Annotated in this window: 20 protein-coding genes and 1 pseudogene; 6 read left to right on the top strand and 15 right to left on the bottom strand. The window is 65.0% G+C overall.

All coding sequences use genetic code 11. The features are described 5' to 3' along the window. Positions 1-4 precede the first annotated feature (4 nt). Together BRO63_RS14975 and BRO63_RS14970 are read right to left on the bottom strand one after the other, a co-directional pair. Positions 5-3,148, bottom strand: a complete 3,144-nt coding sequence (locus BRO63_RS14975; protein ID WP_088140522.1) for an efflux RND transporter permease subunit — start codon at positions 3,146-3,148, stop codon at positions 5-7. An 18-nt stretch (positions 3,149-3,166) separates the two neighbouring features. Further along, positions 3,167-4,288 carry an efflux RND transporter periplasmic adaptor subunit gene (locus BRO63_RS14970; RefSeq protein WP_088140762.1) on the bottom strand — a complete coding sequence of 374 codons (1,122 nt, stop codon included), beginning with the start codon at positions 4,286-4,288 and terminating at the stop codon, positions 3,167-3,169. A 197-nt stretch (positions 4,289-4,485) separates the two neighbouring features. Here BRO63_RS14970 and BRO63_RS14965 point away from each other — a divergent pair, with 197 nt between their 5' ends. From BRO63_RS14965 to BRO63_RS34490, 4 genes are all read left to right on the top strand, one after another. Continuing rightward, positions 4,486-5,052, top strand: coding sequence for a TetR/AcrR family transcriptional regulator (locus BRO63_RS14965; protein WP_088140521.1), 567 nt, complete (start codon positions 4,486-4,488; stop codon positions 5,050-5,052). Between the two features lie 209 nt (positions 5,053-5,261). Next, positions 5,262-5,894 (top strand): RNA polymerase sigma factor, encoded by a 633-nt coding sequence (locus BRO63_RS14960; RefSeq protein WP_088140520.1) that lies wholly within the window; start codon positions 5,262-5,264, stop codon positions 5,892-5,894. A 4-nt stretch (positions 5,895-5,898) separates the two neighbouring features. Further along, on the top strand, positions 5,899-6,918 hold the full coding sequence (locus BRO63_RS14955) for a FecR family protein (RefSeq protein WP_088140519.1): 1,020 nt from the start codon (positions 5,899-5,901) through the stop codon (positions 6,916-6,918). Positions 6,919-7,016: 98 nt separating this feature from the next. Next, positions 7,017-9,452 carry a TonB-dependent receptor gene (locus BRO63_RS34490; protein ID WP_088140518.1) on the top strand — a complete coding sequence of 812 codons (2,436 nt, stop codon included), beginning with the start codon at positions 7,017-7,019 and terminating at the stop codon, positions 9,450-9,452. A 52-nt stretch (positions 9,453-9,504) separates the two neighbouring features. Here BRO63_RS34490 and BRO63_RS34660 read toward each other — a convergent pair. The 3 genes and pseudogenes from BRO63_RS34660 to BRO63_RS14940 all read right to left on the bottom strand — a co-directional run. After that, positions 9,505-9,552 (bottom strand): annotated as a pseudogene (locus BRO63_RS34660) (hypothetical protein); the annotation flags it as partial. A 127-nt stretch (positions 9,553-9,679) separates the two neighbouring features. Beyond that, a complete protein-coding gene (locus BRO63_RS14945; RefSeq protein ID WP_256943313.1) occupies positions 9,680-10,288 on the bottom strand; it encodes a TetR family transcriptional regulator in 609 nt (202 codons plus the stop codon). 71 nt (positions 10,289-10,359) lie between these two features. Continuing rightward, positions 10,360-11,829 carry an MFS transporter gene (locus BRO63_RS14940; RefSeq protein ID WP_179215102.1) on the bottom strand — a complete coding sequence of 490 codons (1,470 nt, stop codon included), beginning with the start codon at positions 11,827-11,829 and terminating at the stop codon, positions 10,360-10,362. 461 nt (positions 11,830-12,290) lie between these two features. On the opposite strand from BRO63_RS14940, the gene BRO63_RS14935 reads away from it, so the two are divergent. After that, complete coding sequence (locus BRO63_RS14935) at positions 12,291-13,166, top strand: MurR/RpiR family transcriptional regulator (protein WP_088140516.1); 876 nt, start codon at positions 12,291-12,293, stop codon at positions 13,164-13,166. Between the two features lie 18 nt (positions 13,167-13,184). Here the strand turns inward: BRO63_RS14935 and BRO63_RS14930 are convergent, their stop codons facing one another. Next, the gene (locus BRO63_RS14930; protein WP_088140515.1) at positions 13,185-13,925 is read right to left on the bottom strand and encodes an aldehyde dehydrogenase family protein; all 741 of its coding nucleotides are present in this window, start codon (positions 13,923-13,925) and stop codon (positions 13,185-13,187) included. On the opposite strand from BRO63_RS14930, the gene BRO63_RS14925 reads away from it, so the two are divergent. Next, positions 13,885-14,175: a helix-turn-helix transcriptional regulator gene (locus BRO63_RS14925; protein ID WP_179215101.1), complete on the top strand. Its 291-nt coding sequence runs from the start codon at positions 13,885-13,887 to the stop codon at positions 14,173-14,175. The genes BRO63_RS14930 and BRO63_RS14925 overlap by 41 nt on opposite strands. Positions 14,176-14,202: 27 nt before the next feature. Here the strand turns inward: BRO63_RS14925 and sorU are convergent, their stop codons facing one another. The 9 genes from sorU to BRO63_RS14880 form a co-directional block, all read right to left on the bottom strand. Further along, entirely contained in the window at positions 14,203-14,547 is a 345-nt protein-coding gene (sorU, locus tag BRO63_RS14920; RefSeq protein ID WP_088140514.1) for a SorU family sulfite dehydrogenase c-type cytochrome subunit, read from the bottom strand. Continuing rightward, positions 14,544-15,791 carry a SorT family sulfite dehydrogenase catalytic subunit gene (gene sorT / locus BRO63_RS14915; protein ID WP_088140513.1) on the bottom strand — a complete coding sequence of 416 codons (1,248 nt, stop codon included), beginning with the start codon at positions 15,789-15,791 and terminating at the stop codon, positions 14,544-14,546. Before sorT ends, sorU begins: the two co-directional genes overlap by 4 nt. A 216-nt stretch (positions 15,792-16,007) precedes the next feature. Further along, entirely contained in the window at positions 16,008-16,640 is a 633-nt protein-coding gene (locus tag BRO63_RS14910; RefSeq protein WP_088140512.1) for a class I SAM-dependent methyltransferase, read from the bottom strand. A 190-nt stretch (positions 16,641-16,830) separates the two neighbouring features. Further along, positions 16,831-17,805, bottom strand: a complete 975-nt coding sequence (locus tag BRO63_RS14905; RefSeq protein WP_088140511.1) for a Bug family tripartite tricarboxylate transporter substrate binding protein — start codon at positions 17,803-17,805, stop codon at positions 16,831-16,833. A 149-nt stretch (positions 17,806-17,954) separates the two neighbouring features. Next, the gene (locus BRO63_RS14900; RefSeq protein WP_088140510.1) at positions 17,955-18,740 is read right to left on the bottom strand and encodes a TetR/AcrR family transcriptional regulator; all 786 of its coding nucleotides are present in this window, start codon (positions 18,738-18,740) and stop codon (positions 17,955-17,957) included. A gap of 84 nt (positions 18,741-18,824) precedes the next feature. Then, entirely contained in the window at positions 18,825-19,274 is a 450-nt protein-coding gene (locus BRO63_RS14895) for a thioesterase family protein (protein WP_088140509.1), read from the bottom strand. Next, on the bottom strand, positions 19,271-20,428 hold the full coding sequence (locus BRO63_RS14890) for an FAD-dependent monooxygenase (RefSeq protein WP_088140508.1): 1,158 nt from the start codon (positions 20,426-20,428) through the stop codon (positions 19,271-19,273). Before BRO63_RS14890 ends, BRO63_RS14895 begins: the two co-directional genes overlap by 4 nt. Next, positions 20,425-21,279 (bottom strand): VOC family protein, encoded by an 855-nt coding sequence (locus BRO63_RS14885; RefSeq protein WP_088140507.1) that lies wholly within the window; start codon positions 21,277-21,279, stop codon positions 20,425-20,427. Before BRO63_RS14885 ends, BRO63_RS14890 begins: the two co-directional genes overlap by 4 nt. Next, positions 21,276-22,979, bottom strand: coding sequence for an AMP-binding protein (locus tag BRO63_RS14880; protein ID WP_088140506.1), 1,704 nt, complete (start codon positions 22,977-22,979; stop codon positions 21,276-21,278). The genes BRO63_RS14885 and BRO63_RS14880 overlap by 4 nt, the downstream gene beginning before the upstream one ends. Between the last annotated feature and the right edge of the window lie 39 nt (positions 22,980-23,018).

The following is a 23,018-nucleotide window of genomic DNA, read 5'->3' as shown; positions in this document are numbered from 1 at the left end:
GCTTTCACTTTTCACCTGCTTGATGGGTCGCCAATTGGCTGGGCGCGGGCTGCGCCTTGCGGCGCTTGAACACGGATAGCGTCCAGACGAAGAACACGGGCACGAACAGCACGCCCAGGATGGTGGCGCTGAGCATGCCGCCCAGCACGCCCGTGCCGATGGCGCGCTGGCTGGTGGCGCCCGCGCCCGTTGCGATCACCAGCGGCACCACGCCCAGGATGAAGGCCACCGAGGTCATCACGATGGGACGGAACCGCAGCCGCGCGGCTTCGATCGCGGCCTCCTTCAACGAGCGGCCTTGCTCATGCAGGTCCTTGGCGAACTCGATGATCAGGATCGCGTTCTTGGCCGCCAGGCCGATGATGGTTACCAGCCCCACCTTGAAATACACGTCGTTGGGCAAGCCGGCCACGATCACCGCGGCCACCGCGCCCAGCGCGCCCACCGGCACGATCAACAGCACCGACGCGGGGATCTTCCAGCTTTCGTACAGCGCGACCAGCACCAGGAACACCACCAGCAGCGCCAACGCCAGCAGCATGGGGGCTTGCGAACCCGTGGCCTTTTCCTGGAACGACAAGCCGGTCCACTCGAAGCCGATGCCGGCAGGCAATCCCGAGATCAGGCGTTCGATTTCCTTCATCGCGTCGCCCGTGCTGCCTCCGGCCGCGGCATCGCCGATCAGCTTGATGCTGGGATAGCCGTTGTAGCGGATCAACTGGACTGGACCATGCTTCCAGCCGATTTCGCTGAAGGACTCCAGCGGCACCAGCTCGCCTGCTCGATTGAGGACGTTGAGCTTGGCCAGCGATTCCGGCGTATCGCGGCTTTCGGGCTGGGCCTGCACGATGACGCGCTGCATGCGGCCCTGGTTCGGAAACTCGTTGACCAGCGCCGAGCCGAACGCGGTGGATAGCGCCGAATTGATGGCGTCGAACGATACGCCCAGGGCCTCGGCCTTGTTGCGGTCGATGCGCAGGTCCAGCTCGGGCGCATCGGATAGCCCCTCGATCAGGATGTAGGAGAAGACCTGGGGATTCTCGTACACCTTCTTCATCAGGGTTTCGGTGGCCGACAGCAAGGCGTCCCGGCCCAGGCCCGCGCGGTCCTGCAAGCGCAGCGCGAAGCCCGAGGAATTGCCCATGCCTTCGACCGAAGGCGGCACCACCGAGAACAGCACGCCGTCGGGAACTCCCGCGAGGGCCTGATTGGCCTGGTCCGCCTCGGCCATGGCCGACTCGCCCTTGGCGCGCTGGGCCCAATCCTTGAACATCACGAAGCCCAGGCCCGCGTTCTGGCCCTGCCCGGAAAAGCTGAAGCCTTGCAGCGTCAGCACGTCCGAGACCGCCGGGCGCGTGCCCAGGTAGTCTTCCAGCTGCTGGGTCGTTTCCAGCGTGCGCGACAGCGTCGCGCCTGGCGGCAACTGCACGTCCGTATTCATATAGCCCTGGTCCTCGGTCGGCAGGAAGGCCGACGGCAGGCTCGCATAGACGTAGCCCAACGCGCCTACCAGGGCGGCGTACAGCACCATCATGCGGCCGGTGCGGGCAAGCAGGCGGGCATTGGTGGCCGAATAGCGCTCGGTCATGCGCGCGAATACCCGGTTGAACCAGCCGAAGAAGCCCTTCTTCTCGTGGTGCCCTTTCTCGATCGGCTTGAGCAACAGGATGCTGAGCGCCGGCGTCAGGGTCAGCGCCAGGAAGCCCGAGAACAGGATGGACACGGCCAGCGACACCGAGAATTGGCGGTAGATCACGCCAACGGAGCCCGTCATGAAGGCCAGCGGCAGGAACACCGCCGCCAGCACCAGCGTGATGCCCACGATCGCGCCGCTGATCTGCCCCATGGCCTTGATGGTCGCTTCCTTGGGCGACAAGCCCTCGTCGGCCATCAAACGTTCCACGTTCTCGACCACCACGATCGCGTCGTCCACCAGGATGCCGATCGCCAGCACCATGCCGAACATGGTCATCATGTTGACGGAGAACCCCAGCGGCAGCATCACCGCCAGCGTACCCAGCAGGCAGATGGGCACGACGATGGTCGGGATCAGGGTGTAGCGGAAATTCTGCAGGAACAGCAGCATCACCAGGAACACCAGCACGACGGCCTCGGCCAGCGTCATCAACACCTTGGAGATGGCCACCTCGACGAAGATCGAGGTGTCGAACGGCACGCTGTACTCGATGTCGCCGGGGAAGTTCTTGGACAGTTCGGCCAGGCGCGCCTTGATGCCCTTGGCGGTTTCCAGCGCGTTGGCGCCTGGCGCAAGCTGCACGCCCATGGCCGCCGCCGGCTGGCCGTTCAGGCGGCTGGACAGGCGGTAGTCCTGGCGTCCCAGCTCGATGCGGGCGACGTCGCCCAGGCGCACCGTGGAACCGTCCGGATTGGCGCGCAGCACGATGCCTTCGAACTCCGGGATGCTCGTGAGCTGGCCCTGGACCATGATGCTGGCGGTGATTTCCTGCGTCGCCGGACTGGGCTGTTCACCCGTGGAGCCGCCCGAGACCTGGACGTTCTGCGCGGCGATGGCCTTGTTGACCTCGTCTACCGACAAGCCGTAGCCGACCAGCTTGGCCGGATCGATCCAGATGCGCAGCGCCCGTTCGGCCGCGAACATCTGCACCCGGCCCACGCCCGGCACGCGCCGGATTTCGTTGTTGATGTTGCGGGCTGCGTAGTCCGCGAGGCCGACCTGGTCCTTGCCCGCATCCTTGTATGTCAGCGCGTAGATCAGCAAGAAGCTGGAACTGGCTTGCTCGAGCTGCAGGCCCTGCTGGATGACCGCCTGGGGCAGGCGCGATTCCACGCGCTTGATGCGGTTCTGCACGTCCACCTGCGCCAGGTCCGGATTGGTGCCCGGCTCGAACGTCACCGTGGTTTCCGCCACGCCCGAGCTGTTGCTCTGCGACTCGTAGTACAGCAGGCCCTTGGCGCCGTTGAGTTCTTCCTCGATCAGGCTGATGACGGTGTTGTTGATGACTTCGGCGGATGCGCCCGGATAGGTCGCCTTGATGATGACCTGCGGCGGCGCAACGCTGGGGTACTGCGCCACGGGCAGCGCGAAGATGGCGAGCAGGCCCGCCAGGGAAATGAAGATCGCGATGACCAACGCGAAGTTGGGCCGCTGGATGAAGAAGTTCGGCATGATGTGATCCGTCCGGACTCAAGGTTGTTTGACGGTCACGGGCGTGCCGGCGGGGATCTTGGCGGCGCCGTCGACGATGACCTTGTCGCCCGCCGCCAGGCCCTGCGTGATCTGCCACTCCGTACCCTGCATCGCGCCGGTCTGCACCGCGCGCTCCTCTGCCTGGCCCTCGGCCGACACCAACAACAGCTTGGCCTGCCCGTCGGCGCCGCGCATCACGGCGCGCTGGGGCACGAAGATCGCGTTCTGGTCCCTGCCCTGCTCCGAGCTGACGCGCACGTACATGCCCGGCAGCAGCAATCCGTCGGGATTGCTGAACTCGCCGCGCAGCAACACCTGGCCCGTGCCCGGATCCACCGAGACGTCGGCGAACAGCAGCTTGCCCTGGGCCGTGTAGTTCGTGCCGTCGACACGCACGCTCACCGCCGATTCGGCCTGGCCGCCCGCCTGCATCTGGCCGCCCGCGGCCGCCTCGCGCAGCTTGAGCACCGCATTGACGGGCTGCCGGAAGTCCGCATAGATGGGATCGATCTGCTGGATCAGCGCCATGGGCGTCGATTCGCCCTGGCCGACCAGGCTGCCTTCGGTCACCAGGCCGCGGCCGATGCGGCCCGAGATGGGCGCGCGCACGCTGGCGTAGCCCAGGTCCAGCTGCGCGGTCTTGACGTCCGCCTCGGCGGATTGCTGATTGGCCCGCGCGGTCTGCAGCGCGGCCACGGCGTCGTCAAATTCCTGCTTGCTGACGGCCTCGATCTTCACCAGCGGCTGGTAGCGGCCGACCAGCGCCTGGGCCTGCTTGACCTGAGCCTGAGCGCGCGCCAGCGCACCTCGTGCGCGTCCCAGCGCGGCGTCCAATGGCGCCGGCTCGATCGTGAACAGCAGATCGCCCTCCTTGACCGTGGCCCCTTCCTCGAAATGGCGCTTCTGCACGATGCCCGCCACCCGGGCGCGCACTTCGGCCACGCGCACAGGTGAAATGCGCCCGGGCAAGTCGACCATGATCGCCTGGGCCCGGGGGGCAATGACCAGCGGCTGCACTTCGACGGGCGGCACCTGCGCCGCTTGCGGGTCTTGCTTGCCGCACCCGGCGAGAACGGCGAGTAGGCATAGCGCCATGGCGCTGGCTCTGAATCGGGTCATGTAGTCCTCTGACATCCATTGCCGCCTCAGGCTGAGGCGATCGAGGACCCGATAGTACTTATTGGATTTAAATGAGTCAATATTGATTCATTAGATATTTATTAGATTCTTAAGATTCGTAGTAGACTTTATGCGTGTGTTTTTCACCACACCTGAATTCAAAAAGACTCATCAACATCGGTCGCCAGGAGAACCCCATGTCTGAAGGCCTCGACGACAAACTCGCTCGCGCATTGGCCCTGTCCGTGTCGCAACAGCCCAGGGCGAACCTGCAACAGTTGGCGCGCGCCGCCGGGATCAGCAAGGCCACGCTGTACCGGATATCGCCTACCCGCGAGGGGGTCATCGACCTGCTCATGGAGCGGGCCACCCAACACTTGCAGGATGCGCTGGCCCGGGCGGACCTGGAGACGCCGCCCCATGCGGCGGCGCTGCAGCGCCTGACCGAGGCGGTGGTCCAGGGCCGGGAGTACTACCTGTTCTGGAACCACGCCGAGTGGATCCGCGTGATCGATGCGAGGACCGAGGACGCCAACGTACCGATACCCTCGTTTTACGGAGAAGCGCTGGAGACCTTCTTCCTGAATGGCCAGAAGGCAGGCGTGTTCCGCATAGACGTGCCATCCCTGTGGCTGGTCAGGGCGTACGACTACTTGCTGTATGCGGCGATGGATGCCGCCCAGCGCGGGGAAATTGCGCCGCTCGGGATGGCGTCGATGGTGCAGAAGCTCTTTCTGGAAGGGGCGGCCAACCCGGCCTCCTGAACCACGCAAAACGCGCATGCGACGTCAATGTCCGAACCCGGTCTTGGCACATCGTGTGCGCCTTCTCGCTCAAGGCGCCAAGCATGCGTATGACCCGCCGGGTAAACGATTGCTTGCGGCCCAGGACCTTATTAACAATAATAGGAATCATTATTGAGAATGGCCACGGCTGTGCGTACCGGGCCGAAGCCGCTTTTTCTCCCGTTCCGATGTCCGCATCCTCTCCAACTCGCTCCCCCAAGCAGCCCGCAGCCCCCTCGACGGTACGCGGATTCGTCGACGAGTTGCTTGCCCATTACCGCGACCTGCAGCGGCATCTCAGCTACCAATTGCGCAACCCGGACGACGCCGCCGATATCGCCCAGGCGAGCTTCGAGCGCGTTTACGCCAACGGCCTGAGCAACGCCCGCAAGAATGGCCCTGGGATCGAATCCTTGCGCGGCCTGCTGTTTCGCGTCGCCCACAATCTCTGCATCGATGAGGCGCGCCGCCGCAAGGTCTCGCAGAACTGGCTGGCCCTGCATGGACCGCTGGAAGCCGAAGCGATGGCGCCTTCCGCCGAACAAGTCGTGTCGCAGCGCCAGATGGTCGAGCGCGTCGCCGCTGTGCTGGCGTCCCTGCCCGCCCGGCGGATGCAGGTCTTTCTGTTGTTCCGCGCCTACGGCTACAGCCGCGCCGAAATTTCGGAAAAGCTGGGTATCACGGAAGCGGCGGTTGCCAAGCATCTGGTGCGCGCAACCCTGGATTGTTCGCACGCTTTGCGCAATCTGTACCTGGAATCCGAAGCCCGCGGCGGCGGCCGGGAACGCGGGAGCACTCGCGTCACGGGCCCGAACGACTGACATCATGCCGCAGATCCTCGACGAGGCGCTCATCGACCAGGCCCTGAGCCTGATCGCCACTGCGGAAGTCGCAACCGAGCGCGCCGCGCGCCAGGCAGCTTCCCGGCTGACCACTTGGCGCGCACGTACACCGCAGCACGAAGCCGCGTACCTCGAAGCCTTCCGGCGCTGGCAATTGCTTGCCGCCATGGCGCCGGAAATGCGCACGCAGTTCGACCAGGAAGACCTCATCGTCGCCTCGAATCGCCGGTTGTCTCGCCGTGCGCTGCTGGGCTGGACCGCCGCAGGCGCCTGTACCGCCTTGTTCGGCGCGGGCTGGTACTGGCGGCAGCCGCTGTACCAGGCATCCCACGAAACAGGATCCCGCCAACTATCGCAGGCGCAGGTGCCCGATCAACGCGATGATGTCGGTCCGGCCACCCGCATCGACCTGAGTCCGGGCACGCGTCTGGCGGTCAGTCTCTACCGGCACGAACGCCTGGTGGAACTGACCCAGGGCGAGGCGCTCTTCACGGTCGCCGCCGACGCCAGCCGCCCGTTCCGCGTCCGCACCCGCGGCGGCGAGGTAGAGGTCGTCGGCACGGTGTTCAGCGTCAGCGACCGCGGCGGCGCCGTCTCCGTGGCCGTGGAAGAAGGCCATGTGCGCTTCCGCCCTGCTGTGCCCGATGTCCGGTGGTACAGCCTGGCGCGCAGCGGCCCTCCCCTGGATCTGCACGCCGACACCGCCGTCAGTTGGCGCAATGGCGAAGTGGATGCGGTCCGACGCATCGATCCTGACAGCATCGCCGCCTGGCGCAATGGCTGGCTATGGTTCGATAACCAACGCCTGGACGAGGCCCTGCCTGCCATTAACGCCTTCCGCCAGCGCCCGCTCAAGACTTCCGATCCGAAGGTCAACGCGCTGCGCCTGACTGGGCGCTTTCGCAGCGCCGACGCCGACAATGCGGCGAGTCTGCTTGAAGCGATACTGCCGGTGCGCGCCGAATCGCACTCGGACGGCGATGTCGTATTGCGGTTGCGCTGATTTTTTGCGGCGGGGTGTCTCCGTTTTCGCGCCTCATCCGTCTTCTGTATCGATAGGGCCGCCACCGGGCGGCGAGTTTCTCGATAGACGGAGTTGAAATGCACCAATCCGGAATTTGCCGGCCATTCCTGGGCCGTTGGGCGCTGGGCCTGGCGCTGTCGGGCGTCATGGGTCTGCCGCTGGCTGCCATACCCGCCTTGGCCCAGGCCCAGGCGCCGTCCGACCAGGTCCATGCCATCGACCTGCCTGCGCAGCCGCTGAACACGGCGCTCACCATGCTGTCTCGCCAGACCGGCACGCCCATCATGGCCGGTGGCGCACGGATTGCCGCGCACCAGGCGCCGGCAGTATCTGGCCGCATGACGGTCCGGGAAGCGTTGTCCCGGCTGTTGCTGGGATCCGGCTTGTCCGCCGCGTCCACGCCCGGCGGCGGGTACGCGGTGACCGGCGCCGCGCAAACTCCGGCGGTGACCACATTGGCGCCGGTGCAGGTGATGGGAAGTGCGCAGCTGCCCGAACCCTACGCCGGCGGCCAAGTCGCCCGCGGCGGCCGTGTCGGCCTGCTGGGCGAACGCGATGTGATGGACACGCCGTTCAATATCGCCAGCTACACCTCTGAACTGATCCAGAATCAACAGGCCATCTCCATCGCCGATGTACTGGCGAACGACGCGTCGGTGCGCACGGTCAACGACGGCCAGGGTTCGGTCGCCGGCACCGGCGACGAATTCCAGATCCGCGGCTTCCCGGTGCGCAACCAGGACGTGTCCTTCAACGGCTTGTACGGCATGCTGCCGCTGCGCACCATCGCGCTGGATGGCGTCGAGCGCGTGGAAGTGCTCAAGGGTCCGACCGCGCTCCTCAACGGCATGAGCCCGCGGGGCAGCGTGGGCGGCGGCATCAATGTCGTCGCCAAGCGCGCGGGCGACGATCCGCTCACGCGCCTGACCGCGACCTACCAATCCGACTCCCGTTTTGGCGGCATGGTGGACATCGGACGGCGTTTTGGCGACAACAAGGAATTCGGCGTCCGCTTCAATGGTTCGTACCGGGACGGCGATACCGCGGTCCAGAATCAGTCGAACCAGCTGGGTGTGGCGGTGGTCGGGCTGGATTACCGCGGCGAACGGCTGCGGGTTTCACTGGACGCCGGCCACCAGACCAATAACATCGATGCGCCAGGCGATTCCGGCGTGCTGATCTTCGGCGACAGCCTGCCCGTGCCGCGCGCGCCGGATGCGTCCCAGGGTTATTCCCCGGACTGGGGCTATGCCAAGTCGCGCGACAACTACGGCGTGCTGCGCGCCGAATACGATATCACCCCGCACCTGACCGTGTTCGGCGGCGTGGGCTATCGCCGCAGCAACAACCGCTACCTGTACGCAGACCCCATCGTGGTCGGCCAGAACGGCGAACTGCTGATGCGCCCGTACTACTGGCCCAGCTATGAACAGAACGTTTCCACGGCATGGGGCGCGCGCGGCGACTTCAACACGGGTTCCGTCAGGCACAAAGTCAGCCTGAGCTATTCCACCTTCGAGCAGCGCGCCGGCTATTACGACTACTACATCTTCGGCATGTCGCCGTCCAACCTCTACGATCCCGCGCAGATCCCCGAACCCTCGATCGATGGACTGTCCAGCTCGCCGCCGCGCACTTCGCTCCTGAAACTGCCGACCATCGCGTTGGCGGACACGCTTTCCTTCGCCGACGACCGCATCCAGTTCACGGCTGGCGTGCGCTACCAGACGGTGAAGGCGACCAACTACAGCTACACCACCGGCCGGGAGACGTCCAGCTACGACAAATCGGCTCTCACGCCGGCCTTCGGCCTGGTGGTCAAGCCATGGACCGATGTCTCGCTGTACGCCAACTACATAGAAGGCTTGACCGCGGGCCCCATTGCGCCGGCGGGCACCTCAAACGCCGGCGAGATCTTCGCGCCCATCAAGACCAAGCAGATAGAGGCTGGAGTCAAGGTCGATTTCGGCTCGGTTACGACCACCCTCGGCCTGTTTCAGATCAAGCAACCTTCCGGCCTGACGACTGTCGATAACGGCGTCACCCGCTACGACATGAGCGGCGAACAGCGCAACCGCGGCGTGGAATTCAACGCCTATGGCGAACTGGCGCGCGGCGTGCGCCTGTTGGGCGGCGTCACCTACATCCAGCCGACGATGATCCGCACCACCAAGCCCGAAACCGATGGCAACAGCGCCGTGGGCGTGCCGCGCTGGATGGCCAACATCGGCATGGAGTGGGATCCGTCGTTTGCGCCCGGGCTCACCTTGAGCGCACGCGCCCTGTCGACCAGTTGGCAGTACCAGAACCTGGAAAACAGCCGCCGCATCCCGGGCTGGACGCGCTGGGACCTGGGCATGCGCTACGCCACCCGCGCCTTCGACCACCCCGTCACGCTGCGCGCAACGGTCAACAACGTGTTCGGCAAGGATTACTGGTCATCGGCTTCCGAAGGCTATCTGCGCCTGGGTTCGCCCAGGTCGGTGCTGCTGTCGGCATCCATCGATTTCTAGGCCATGAACGGGCCGCGTCGCGCGTGAAGACGGCGGCGGCCAGCCCAAACGGCGAATCGCTGGCGATCCGCACCGCCTCGTCTTCCGTGTCGAAGGTCATCACCGTCTGCCAACCGGCTGCAAAGGGCGTTCCGCCACGGCAAATCCTGATGTTGGCGCGGCAGCAGGCCACCGATGTCGAGCCGATTGAAGCACGAGGAAGGGCTAGACGCCCTCGCCGTTCCGTCCTACCGCGCCGCCCAGCCAAGCGTCCCTTGCATCCGCGCCCCGGCGTCCCGCGCCCTCATGGCGTGCAGATAGGCGCAGAACATCTCGGACAGGGAGTCGGCATAGTCGCGAATCTGGGCGGGTGTGCGCGGGGTCATCGAAAACTGCTTGCCGGCAGCATTGAGGGTTGACCGTAACAGCTCGCCGGTACGAGTACGCGTATCGGCGGCGGCCTGCGGCAGAACGTCGGCCATGAACGTTTCCAGGGCGTGACCTATGGATTCCCGCGACTGCCCGGACCCCGGTGTCTCGCGATAACGGGGCGCCGCAGCGCTCAGCGCTGCCCGAACCGCCGCTTCGTCGCACTCCGAAGCAATGAAGGCATGCACCCAAGCCTGCAGGCGCGCGTCGGACGATTGCGCTGAATCGGTGAGGATGGCGCTCAGCGTTTCGGCCGTCCGCGCCCACTCATCGCTTTGCAGCCGAAAGAGAATTGCGGCCTTGTTCGGAAAGTACTGGTAGACGGAGCCGACGCTGACTCCCGCCCGCTCGGCAACGCGGGCCGTGGTGAATCGTGGCGCATCGGCACTGGCCAGCACCTGGCTCGCGGCTTGCAGGATTGCGGCCACCAAATCCGCGGATCGGACCTGTTGCGGCTGCCTGCGACTGGTTAGCTGGGGTGCTCGTCGGCTTGCCATGGTCACTTCGCCTTTCCCTCGGCGTGTACGCCGGTGACGGCGCTGCCGGCCTCACGCTTCAAACCGAGCAGATCCAACATGCCAGCGAAGGAGACCGCGGCAACCACCAGGAATGCCAGACGGTACGCGGCGCCCGGCGCGTGGTCCAACCCCACCACGGGCGCCGCCCACTCGCCAATCCGAATGGCGATCGCACCGAGCGCAATGCCCATCCCCAAGGCCAACTGCGACATCGTGGAAAAAAGCGAACTGGCCGCGCCAAGGTCCTCCTGCGGCATTTCCGCAAATGCCAAGGTGTTCAGCGCGGTGAACTGCATGGAACGCGACAACCCGCCAATGAACAAAATCACGGCGGTCGTCAGGAAGCTCATCTCCGGTCCGATCAGAGCGCAAGCCGCCAGGGCCAGCGTGTTGAACACCCCATTGCACAACAAAATCCGCCGAAAGCCGAATCGCTTCATCACGGGCGTCGTGAACATCTTCATCGCAAGATTGCCCGCGAATACGGCCAGCACCAGCTGGCCGGCATGAAAAGCGTCCATGCCGTAACCAACTTGGAACATCAGCGGCAGCAGGAATGGCACGGCGCCCACCGACATGCGGAACAGCGAACCACCCCGGATGTTTACCGCATAGCTATGTCGCTTGATCGGTGCAAGCGATAGCATGGGATGAGGATGACGGTTCAAATGCCTAATCCCAGTGTAGAGAAGTGCAGTACCCACGCCCAGGCAAAACATCATCTCTTCCCATGGCGGCACCGTGCGTCCGCACAGTTCCACTGCCCACAACACACTGGCCAGTCCAATGCCGATCCAGAAGAAACCCTTCCAATCGAAAGGACGCTTGGTGTCGCCGAGTTCGGTAGGGATCAACAGCCAAGCCGCGACCAGCGCAATAACACCGACTGGAATATTGAGATAGAAGATCCATCGCCAAGATGTGTACTCGGTAATGAATCCTCCCAACGCAGGCCCCAGAACCGGCGCGAACAGCCCCGGCCAGATCAGGATGGACATGACTCGCATCAGATCGTGCTTGGGTGTGCTGCGCAGCAGGACCAGTCGCCCAACGGGTACCATCATGGCGCCGCCGATGCCTTGCACCACGCGCAAAGCGAGGAACGCCCATAGGTTGTTCACCAGACCGCAGGCCAGGGACGCCAAGGTAAAGAGAATCAGCGCAGAGCAAAACACCCTACGGCTACCAAAGCGCTCGCCCATCCATCCGCTGATGGGAATGAACACAGCCAGGGTCAAAAGGTAGGCGCTTATTCCGAGGCCAAGGTCGGTGGGGATGACACCAAAGTCCCTGGCCATTGCAGGCATGGCCGTCGTTATCACTGTGCCGTCCAGGTTCTCCATGAAGAACGCTGTGGCCACCAGCAAGGCGGTAAGCGTATTGCGGCGTCTGCCTGCATAGCTGGCCACAGGCGCGGGCACAGGAATGGTTTGAGTGGAATCTTGAGCCATGAATAGCGGTTCCGATGGGAAACGCCTACGCCACGATCCGACTTGGCCCATGCGTACACGCAGCCACGCCTGACCGCAACGAAGGCGGTTCTAGGCGCGTTGGATGACGTGAACGCTTACGGCGCGTAGGGCTGAACGCCCGCGCGAGAAGAGACACCTTAGCACGTGGCAGCAGCATTTTCGATAGTTTCCGAGCCAGACTCTCATGGCTACACTACTGCCGCTCTTGACGCTAAACATGAATAGTTCGGAGCCTTGGGAAAATTACATGCACGTGAAAATGTGCTGAAAGCTCCCATACGCATGCATCTGTTCGATAGGCCTCGCTTCGGGCAAACGCGAACAACAACGCGAATTGTCGCCTCCTCCGTACTCCCGTAAATTTCGCGGTCACGGGCAGATGCGGTTCACAGGTGCCCTGGTCCGCCTACCCTCTTGAACCAAGAAAATCGACGAATTCGATGACAAAGGCCGTATTCACGATCGCTGATCGGATCGCCCGGATCCAACCCGCGCTGAGCCCCAAGCAGCACAAGATGGCCGAGTACGTCCTGGCGCACCAGTTCCGCGTCGCCACCATGACCATCGATGAATTCGCGGCGGCGGTGAATGTGTCGGTGGCAACCGCCAACCGCTTTGCGCGAGCCCTGGACCTGCCGGGCTATCCACAGTTCCGAGCCGAACTGGCGCGCGGCTTCGAAGCCGCGCTGGAGCCGGTCGAAAAGCTACGCACCGAGCTGGCGCACTCGGCCAGCGCCGTGCAGATCTTTGCCGCCACGCTCGACGAAGACATCCGCAACGCCCAGCGCAACCAGCAAAGCCTGGATGCCGCCGCCTGCGAGCGGGCGGTCGAGGCTATCCTGGCCGCCGACCGTGTCTTCATCATTGGTTTCGGCGCCAGCGGTTTCCTGGCGGGCATGCTGCAGCGCTGCCTGTGCATGCACCTGCATTCGGTCGAGTCGCTGGCCGGCCCCGGCGGCGTGTCGCACGCCGCCCGCCAGTTGTCGCGCATGACCAGCACGGACTTAGTGATCGCCATCGGCTTTCCACGGTACCTGGCCGACACCGTGACCCTGGCGAGCTCCGCCCAGCGAGCCGGCGTGCCTGTGCTGGCGCTGACCGACAAACCCACCTCGCCGCTTGCGCCGACGGCGTCGGTAGTGCTGTACGCGGTATCCACGCGCCAGTTGATCCCCAGTTCCGAAACCGCCGCGCTGGGCCTGATCGAGGCCTTGTCGGCAGCGGTGGCTTATCGGGCCAAGGATTCCCCTGCGGCCGCCGCCGAGCTGACCCAGCCCGTGATGCCGGGGCTCATCCATGGAGCAGGTAAACGATGATCCCGGCATATTCCAAAATTACCTCGCGAACCACGCCGCCGGCACCGCGTTCTGCAGCGTGATCGCCTTCAGCTGCGAGTACATATGCAGCGTTTCGCGGCAGTGCTCGCGACCTATCCCGCTTTCCTTCATGCCTCCGAACGGCGAACCGCTGCTGAGGTTGAAGTACCGGTTGATCCAAACGTTCCCGGCTTGCAGCCGGTCCGCCGTTTCCAGCGCATGCTTGAGATTCGACGTGCAGATGCCTGAAGCCAGGCCGTACGGGACATCGTTGGCTTCGGCGATCATCGTATCGACGTCGCTCCAGCGGATCACGGAAAGCACTGGCCCGAAAATCTCTTCCTGCGCGACCCGCATTGCATTGCGCGCTTCCAGGATGGTGGGTTCAATGAAGTAGCCGTGCTCATGCCCGCCGACCTTGATCCGCGACCCGCCAGCCAGCAGCTTGGAGCCCTCGTCTTTGCCGATCCGTATGTAATCAAGCACCCTCTCGCCCTGCTGCTTGTTGATCAGACAACTCAAATGCACGTTTTCGTCCAGAGGGTCGCCGATACGCAGGCGCTGGGCTGCCTGCACCAGTTTTTCCATGAATGCGCCGTAGATATCGGCGTGCAGGAACAAGCGTGTCCCGGCCAGGCATGACTGCCCGTTGCAATAAAGCGCGGCAAACAGCGCGTTGTCCACGACCGCGTCGATATCGTCTATGTCTGGAAACACGATGTCAGTCGCCGACATTGCCTCGGCAATCGACATCAGCATTCGAAGCCTCCAAGCCGGCTTTCGCGAGGCTGGGGCCGAATCGCCGATGAAGCGGCTGCGTCAGATCCGGCTGGAACAGGCGCGGGACCAGCGGCTGCGCACGGGCGGCACCGTCACCGATGTCGCGCTTCAATTTGGATTCTTGCACCTGGGGCGCTTCAGTGCGCAGTACAAGGCCGCGTTCGGCGAATTGCCGGCGGCTACCCTGGCCCGCGCCAGACGCGCGCTTGACGCTCGCCGCCGCGCTTAGGGTTTGGCGCGCGGCACCGGCGTCCGCTCAAGGCTGCGCCCCGGTGGCCTTGGCCACATAGGCCGCCAGCGTCTCGATTTCCTTGTCCGACAACGTCGTGTAGGCCGGCATCTGGCCAATGCCATTGCGGATGGCCGTCTCCACGCGCGCCGCATCGGGCTTGATTTCATCGAGCTTGGGGCCGATGGCGCCGCTGGACTGCGCGTCGTTCAGGGTGTGGCAAAGCGCGCAGGCTGGCGTCGCGCCGACGAACAAGGCGCGGCCCGCCTCCATGTCGGGTTCAGCCGCCAGCGCGCCGGCGTGCAGGCCGGCTACCAGCAATCCGGCAAAAATGGCGCGCTTCCTAGGCAATGCCGACGCGGCTTCCCTCATGCCTGGACCACCACCGCCACGGCATGGTCACGCCAACTGCTGTTGATGTAGCCGCCGGAATTCTGCGGCCGCTCTTCGTCCTGCACCCGGCCCTCGGTATCCGTGGCCCGGCTGACCAGCACGTGTTCGCCCGCTGCCAGCTCCACCGGCAAGGCGAACTGGCGCCAAGCATAGCGCCCGAGGTCCGGGCCGACCAGTTCCGCTTTCCGCCAGTTCTTGCCGCCGTCGGTCGAAACCTCGACCTGCTTGATGCCGTTGGTGCCGCCAAACGCCACCCCCTGCACCACCACGCGCCCCGCCTTAAAGGTGGACGCGGCCGGATTGGGCGTATTGATCCACGACTTCACGCCCATGGCCCACACCGAGGGCTGGGTCGGATCGCCCTTCTGCCCTGGCGGCGCCAGGCGGTAGCCGGTCTGCTGGATCGCGGCCGGGCTTTCCTTTTCGGTGAACGCCAGCCGCTTGACGTACTTGACGCTGTTCACGCCCGTGTAGCCCGGCACGATCAGGCGCAAGGGACCGCCATGGGCCAGCGGGATCGGCTCGCCGTTCAGCTCCCACGCCAAAAGCGCATCCCGCAACGCTTCCTTGGGCACCGAGCGCTCGACCATGACCATGTTGGGATCCAGGCCGTCGGGCAGCTTCTCGCCGCCGGTGCCGGTCATGTAGACGGCGCCGGCGCTCAATCCGCCGCAGTGTTCGACCAGGACGCTGACCGGCAAGCCGCTCCAGATCACGCAGCCAGCCGCGCCGACCTGCCAGGGCGTGCCGCTGGGCTTGTTCGGGAAGTAACCGCGGCCGTTGCCCGAGCACTGCAACACCATCGCCAGCGTCTGCAGGCCCATGCTCTTGAGCTGCCCCACGCTCAGCGTCATGGGCTTGGCCACCCCGCCGATTTCGATGACCCACGCGTCCCGGTCGGCCACGATGGACTCGTCGGGCGGCGGCAGGTTGTTGCGCACATAGAGTTGGCGCAGCGGCGTGACCACCCCGCTGCCGAATGCCTCGCGCCGCGTTTCTATGGTGTTGGCGCTGTGCACGATCATCGCGTCGGGCTGCTTCCAGGCCGCATAGGCCGGCAGCGGCTTGGCGGCGGAGGCTGGGGCCGCTGGCGCAGCCGCGGCTGGCGCCGCTTTCTGCTCCGCGGCCAAGGCCGCGCGTCCCAGGCCGGCTGCGGCCAAGGCGCTGGCGCCGCCAGCCAACAGGCGCCGTCGCGCCGCGCTCTCGATCAGGGATGAACGCATTGCAGTCTCCTCGTTGGGGTCCGGAATCGTGGGTGTTCCTGAACCCTGCCGGCCTGCTACGACGTGGCTGTCTACCCCGCACGCACGCGTCCCAGGCCGCCAATAGTTATGACTGCGATGTTGGTTGAGCGATCTTTTGGTGTCAATTAGTTATTTGCAATACCCTGCCCTAGCCCATTTGGATATGCCGAGTCTGTCCATGCCCGCCGGATCGGCCTAGGCCTGCCGGACCAGGCTGTACACCGAGGCCGGTGGCAGGTTCAGCGGCACGAACCCGACCTTGCGCGCCCGCAGGCCGCAGGCCTCGAGCACGCTTGTGGAGATGGGGCACCGCACCCCATAGGTGAAAAGCGCCATCGATCCCTCCGCGGGCAGCGCGTCGAACACGGCGGCCAGCAGCTGCTGATGATGCGCCGGGCTCATGTTGCGCAGCGGCAAGCCGCAAATGGCGGCGCCTATCCCATTCATTTCCGGATGGCGCTTGCGGCAAAGTTCCTGCGCCGGCACCTGCAACACTGTGGCTTCGGGAAACTGCGTGCGCAGGCTGGAACTCATGGCCGAATCCTGTTCGACCAGCACCAAGCCGGCCGGATCCACGCCCCGGCGCAGCATTTCGCGGGTAAAAACACCCGTGCCGCAGCCCAGCTCCAGGACTTTTCCCGCGCCGGGCGGAATGCTGGCGGTAATGGCCGCCGCCAACGCCGCGCCGGACGGCGCCACCGCGCCTATGGCCGTGGGGTTGGACAGCAGCGCCCGGACGAACTGCGCGCGCTCCTGCAGCCAGCCCATGGGCGAGCGGTTCGCGGGATGGCGTGGAATGGCGGTCTTGTAGGGTTGCGTGGAATGCATGGGGCTTCAGTCTCCTGATCGGAAATTCCGTGCGACTCCGAAACCTTAACTGCGCCTGGCCGTTCGCGCTCGCAACTGTCGGTAAGCACCCTTGTCAATTCGGCTATGCAAGGCCACACATCCCCTGCGTGCTGCCGACAGCTTAAGTTGCATAACGCTCCCCGCCCTTGCGTCTCCCGCCGGCTTCCCCCTACTCCGCCTTGACCTGCGCGGTGGCGATGACGCCGCCCCATTTCGCCTTTTCGTCATGCACGAACGCGCTGGCCTGGGTTCGGCCTTGTGGCATGACGAAGGTTCCCAGGTCCGCCAGACGGCTCTGCACCTCCGGTTCCTGCAGGGCCTTGTTGATGGCCGCGTTCAGGGTGTCCAGAACCGGCGCCGGCGTCCCCTTCGGCGCGAAGACCGCGAACCAGCCCAAGGTCACCATGCCGGGCAAGGTGTCCTTGACCAAGGGAATGCCTTCGAAGCCCGGCAACGTCCGATCCGCGCTCATCGCAACCGGCACCAGCTTGCCCGCGCGCACCAGGGGCACAAGCGGCGCGACGCCGTCTATGTAGACGGGTATGTCGCCCTTGATCAGGGCTTGCAGGGCTTGCGAGGTGCCGCTGAAGCTGACCTGCCGGAATTCGCGGCCGCCCAGTTGGCCGATCAGATAGACCGACAGGTTGGGTATCGAACCGCGGGTCGGACTGCCTATCACCAAGTCCGAAGCCTCTCCCCCTGTGGCGGCGGCGATCAGATCGGCAACCGAACGGTAAGGCGTGCCAGGAGTCGTAACCAGCATCATCGGCGTATAGGCCAGCGTCGCCACGACTTCGGTATCGCGTTCGATGTCGAACTTGGCGGCCTGGTACAGGAACGGCGTGGTGACGGCCGCGGCTGCGTGGAACATGGCCAGCGTGTAGCCGTCCGGATCGGCGCGGGTCAGCGCGTTCATGCCGATGATGCCGTTGCCCCCAGGGCGGTTTTCGACGATGACCTGATGTCCCCATTGGCGGCCCAGCCTGTCGGCGACCAGCCGCGTGATGATGTCCGGCGCGCTGCCGGCGGCCGTAGGCGCGATGATCCTCACTGGCTTGTCGGGGTACTGCTGCGCGCCTGCGGCGCCGTAAGCCGCGCAACCCAGAACCATGGCCAATCCCGTCAGCCAGCGTGGTGCCTTCATGATGTCTCCTTATGGGCGCGCGCCGGAGAAAGGGACGCGGCCGCTTATTAATTGCCACTATATCAATTAAATATAGATTTAATTGATATAGTGTTAAATAAGGGTTTACACCACGCGTTCAAGCACTTGTACGCCAGGCTATGGGAGGACTATCGGATGGTCGTCTTGCGCTTGGGCTTGGCTGGCGCGCCAGGCTCCCGGGCCCATTGCGCGATGCCGTCAAGCAGGATCCGCAGGCCGGCTTCAAATGCCAATTCGGTATTCAGCCCCGAGAACGCCTCTGCGACGTAGCGGGCTCCGGGGTAGCGGTCCGCCGGCATGGCATCCAGCCGTCCGCGGATGAAATCGCGATGGTAGACAGGCAACTGCTTGGAGGCTTCGGCGCGGCTGCTTGCGACCAGGAATTGCGCCAGCAGGTGGTAGGCCAGGGCCACCTGCTCAGCCGAAAAGCCGCCCTGCATGAAGGCCGTGGTCACGTGGTTGAAGAACACCGCGCCAAAATCGGTTTCGCCTGAATCCACGTCCTGGAACAGGCGGAAGCGGTTGTGGGACGCGACATAGGTGCTGACGCCGGGATTCTCCACCGCAAAGGCCAGGCTGAGCCGCGCGATGGTTTCGATGTCGGCGCGCCAATCGCCGGTCAGCGCCGGCATCCGCGCCAACCGCTCCCGGTAGTAGTTGTTGAGCACGCCCGATATCAATTTGTCGCGCCCGCCCAGGTAGTAATGGATCAGGCCGGGCGCGACGCCGAAGTCGCGCGCCAGCTGCACCATGGATATCTGCTCCAGCGAGGTTTCGCGCGCCAGCGCGATCGCGCGCTCGATGATGGTCGCCCGGCTGAGCGTGGCTTCGCCATTGATCGGCGATTCGACCCGGGGCGGACGGCCCCGCTTGCGCGGTGCGGCATCGCTGGCGGGCTTTTTTGTGGCGGGCATATCGGCACACTCTGGAAAATCCGGATGACCGGGGCATCCTAAGGTTTTATTGCCCCCCTGGCAAATACCCCACTCGTAGCCGCTTCAGCCTTGATGCGCCTTGGCGCCGTGCCGCAACAGCACCACGCGCAAGGAGGCGGGAATCGGCGTGCCGACCCGCGCATCCTGCCGCACGCAGATGGGCGAAAACACCGCCGAAAACACCGGGCTGCCGTCGGGCCGGGCGGCCCGCGCCTGGATATCGAATGAGCGTGTGCGCAACGCTCCCAGGCTGCATGCGATATGGACTACGTCGCCCGGCCAGAGCGTGCCGGTAAAGTCGAAGGACATGCCCCGGCACGGCGTACCGACCTCATGCGCCTCGCCCAAGCGCCGCCCTTCCCCCAGGTGCTCTGTATAGAGCGCGACCGCGCCCAGCAGGTAATCGGTGAAGCGACCCGTATAGACCACGCCCGCCGGATCGCAATCCCCCCATCGCACCTCGCGCCGAACCACAAAGGGGTCAAGGCTCAGGACCATCTCGGTGGCTTTCATGGATGTCCCTCGAATTCGGCAGGAATCAGTCCGGCGGCTTCGAATTCCCGCACCAGGGCCGGATATTGCTCGCGCAGCCGGCCCACATCGACGCGCCCGGTGCGCGTCATGAAACGCAATACGAACTCCTGCGGTCCATACTGGTCCATCCAGTCCCGCATGCGCTCGTACCAGTTGAAGGAGGCTTCCGACGCGCCTATCAGCTTCTGCTTCTGCGGCTGGCGCGTCTCGCAATAGGAGGCCAGCGCACGAGGAATATCGCCGGGCGACCCGTTCAAGGCATCGGCCAGCGCAATGGCGTCCTCCATGGCGATACGCGTGCCCGACCCGATCGAGAAATGTGCGCTGCTGAGCGCATCACCTATCAGCACCCGGTTGCCCACGCACCAATTGCGCGCGCGTATGACTGGGAACTGGCGCCAGCTGGAATGGTTCGAGACCAATGCGTGCCCGTCCAGTTCAGGCGCGAACACCTGTTCGAACAGGTCCTGCCGCGCCTCGGCGCTCATCGCCTCCATGCCCAGTTCCTGCCAAGTGCGGTGATCGCATTCCGCGACGAAGGTACTCATGGATGCCGAATAGGGGTAGTAGTGCGCCACGAAGTAGCCCGCGCCGTGCTTGCGGAACACCAGGCTTGGAGATGGGAAGGCCTTTGCGACGCCGTACCAGGCAAAATGGTTTGTGAGGCCGTAGCGGTGCACGTCGAACCCCCGTTCGTCGCTGTCACGCACCCGCGAGTTGATGCCGTCGGCGCCGACCACCACATCGGCATCCAGCGCCTGGAAGTCCTCGATCCTGTCCTGGTAGCGCACATCCACTCCCAACCGCCTGGCGTGTACACCCAGGATGCGCAGCAGTTCGATGCGCGCAATGGCGCCGCCGCTGCCGGGACGCTGCACCGTGATCGGCGTCTCGTTCGACACGATGACCTGCCGGTCACTGAAGCGCATGGCGCCGGCGAGCGCGTCGAATACCCCGGGGGAAGCGTCCCGCAATCGGTCCAGCCCCTTGTCGGCCATGACGACGCCGAAGCCGAAGGTGGCATCGGCCGGGTTCTGTTCATACACGGTGACGGCCGCGGCCGGCTGTCGCTGTTTCAACAGGATGGCGAGAAACAGGCCCGCGGGCCCGCCCCCGATGATGGCGGCTTTCATGCAAGCTCCAGAGGTGCAATGGACAGGACGTCCATGTCGAACTGCTCGATCCGGCCGCTCAACCCGCCGGTCAGGGCGCCATACCAGACGGCCGGCTTGAAGCCCAGTTCCTTGCGCTCGAACCGCAGTCCTGGATTGCCCGAGATGCGTACATAGCCGTTGCCAGCGGGCTGCGTGGCGTAGCCCGCGCTGTCGCGGGCGGCGTCCAGCAAGGCCTTGAATTCGGGCACATCCAGGACGTAGATGGCCGCCTTGTCCTGCGCGTACCCGCCCAGCGCGGCGCCCTTGGCCTGCCATACCGGCTCGATGGAGTCGAAGCCGCCCTCCTCCAGCGCCATCGCGGCTTCGAGCGTGTTCTGGGCGTCCTGCGCGTCTTCCGCGCTGAAGGGCCGCACCTGCCAGGTGATTTCTATGGGATAGCCGTTGGGATCGTTGAAGTAGATGGATTCGATCACCTCGTGGCGGATCTGGTAGCGCAAGGGAATCCCGACCGCCTCCACGCGGGCGCGCCATTGCAGCAGCTCGGCCTCGCTTTCGACCCGCCAGGCGGTGTGGGTGGCTCGGTCCTGGTAGTGATCCGTGGGCGCCAGGCGCTCGGGACGCTGCGTGCCGATGTAGTAGAAGAAGGCGATCGTGCTGCCGTTGCCGCTGTCGAAGAAGAAGTGCAGGAAATCCGGATGGTTCTGCGGGCCCCATCCCTTGGCGGAAATGGCATGCACCAGCGGCAAGCCCAGCAAGTCGCGATAGAAGCGCACGGTTTGCGCCAGCTTCCAGGTCGGCCTGGCCGTGTGGTGCACGCCGTGCAGCCGCACCGCAGGGATGGAAGAAAGTTCAAGCAAGGACGGGCTCATTTGGCGTGTTCTCCATTCGTTTGCTGGCCGCGTTCGGCCTCGAGCGTGGCGGCGATCTGGCCGCGCAACGCCTTTTTGCTCAATTTTCCGGATGCGGAAAGGGGAAATTCGTCCACGACTTCCAGGCGTTCGGGCCACTTGAACTTGGCCAGCCCGATCTCTTGCAGATAACCGCAGACCATGGGCAGCGTGAGCGCCGCGCCAGGGTGGCGGGCTATCACGAAGGCACAGACGCGCTCGCCGTAGACCGGATCCGGCATGGCCACCACGGCCGAGGTCAGGATGGCCGGATGCGCGTTGAGCACGTTCTCGACTTCCTCGGCGTTGATCTTCTCGCCCCCGCGGTCCACCACGTCCTTGATCCGCCCGCAGAAGTAGTAATAGCGCCGGCCGTCGTGCACCTCGCAGCGCATCAGGTCGCCCGAGCGGTAGAAGCCGTCGGCCGTGAAACGGCCGACGTCCTCCGCCTCCGACTTGTAGTACCCGCGTATGGTGTAGGGCCCCCTGAAGAGCGCTTCGCCGGTTTCTCCTGCAGGCACCTCGGCGTCGGTGCCGGGCGTCACGATCCGGACCTCGTCGTGGTCCGAAACCGGCCGGCCGACGGAACTCTCGAGCACGTCCGCGCTGTCGCCCTCCTTGGCGAACATGATGACGCCCTCGGTCATGCCGAAGATATGGAAAGCGGGAGATCCGGTGGTTCTGGCCAGGCCCGCGGCGTTGCGCGGCGTGACGAAGCGGCGGCGCGCCTTTTCGCTGGCGGCGGCGCGGTCCAGCTCGGGCAGGATGCGGGTCAGGATCGGGCCCGCCACGCCGAACCAGGTGGGGCGGTACGTCCGCACCAAGCCCTGCAAGGTGGCTTCGTCCAGGCTGCGGCACACGGTGATCTGAGCGCCGCTCAACAGGAATGGACCGAAGAAGCAGCCCATATTCAGGTTGTGCATGTAGGGCGTGGGAAAGAACAGCACGTCATCGCTGGCGTAGCGGTTCCAGGCCGCCACCGCCCGCATGTTGTAGAGGTACTCGGAATGAAAGCGCGGGATGATCTTGGGCACCCCCGTGGTACCGCCCGACAGTTGGAATACCGCCACCTGGAACGGATGCGTCCGCACTTGCGCCAGGCGCGCGCGGGCGGCTGCCAGCGGCGTGGCCGCGATCAGGCCGGCTATCGTGACGGCACATCCTCGGGCGGACCCGCGCGCCTGTACGACATGCGTCAACGTCGGCACATGCTGCTGCATCTCTTCTGCGAAAGCCACGTCGTCGAACTTCGGATCGTCGCCCTGGACCAGGTGCAGCCGCGCTTGCGCCAGGTTTCCCAGATATTCGATCTCCAGCTTGCGGAAGGCCTGCAAGGAGCAGATGGGGATGATCCCCGCCTTCAGGCAGGCGCAGAACGCCACCAGCAGTTCATGGCTGTTGCCGCACTGGAAGATTGCGCGGTCCAGCGGCCGCAGGCCCAGTTCCAGCAGCGCGGCGCCCAGCCGGTCGCTGCGCTGGTCCAGTTCACGATAGGTGTAGTGGCCGTCCGGCCCCACCAGCGCCAGCCTGTCGGCATGGGCGGCAAAGGCGTCGCGCAGGCCGCCCGCCAGCGTTTCCCGGCCGAGCACGCCCTGGCGCACATACGCGCGCAGCCGCGCTTCATCCGGGTAGCGCACGCCTTGCAGGCGCTCGGCCGGCAAGATGCTTTCCAAACTCGTCATTGAACTTTCCTCTTGCGCCCCTAATGGGCGAGTCTCCTG

Origin of the sequence: Achromobacter xylosoxidans (assembly GCF_002192695.1) — a bacterium.
Lineage (GTDB): Bacteria > Pseudomonadota > Gammaproteobacteria > Burkholderiales > Burkholderiaceae_B > Achromobacter > Achromobacter xylosoxidans_C.
This window is presented reverse-complemented; position numbering and strand designations above follow the sequence as displayed.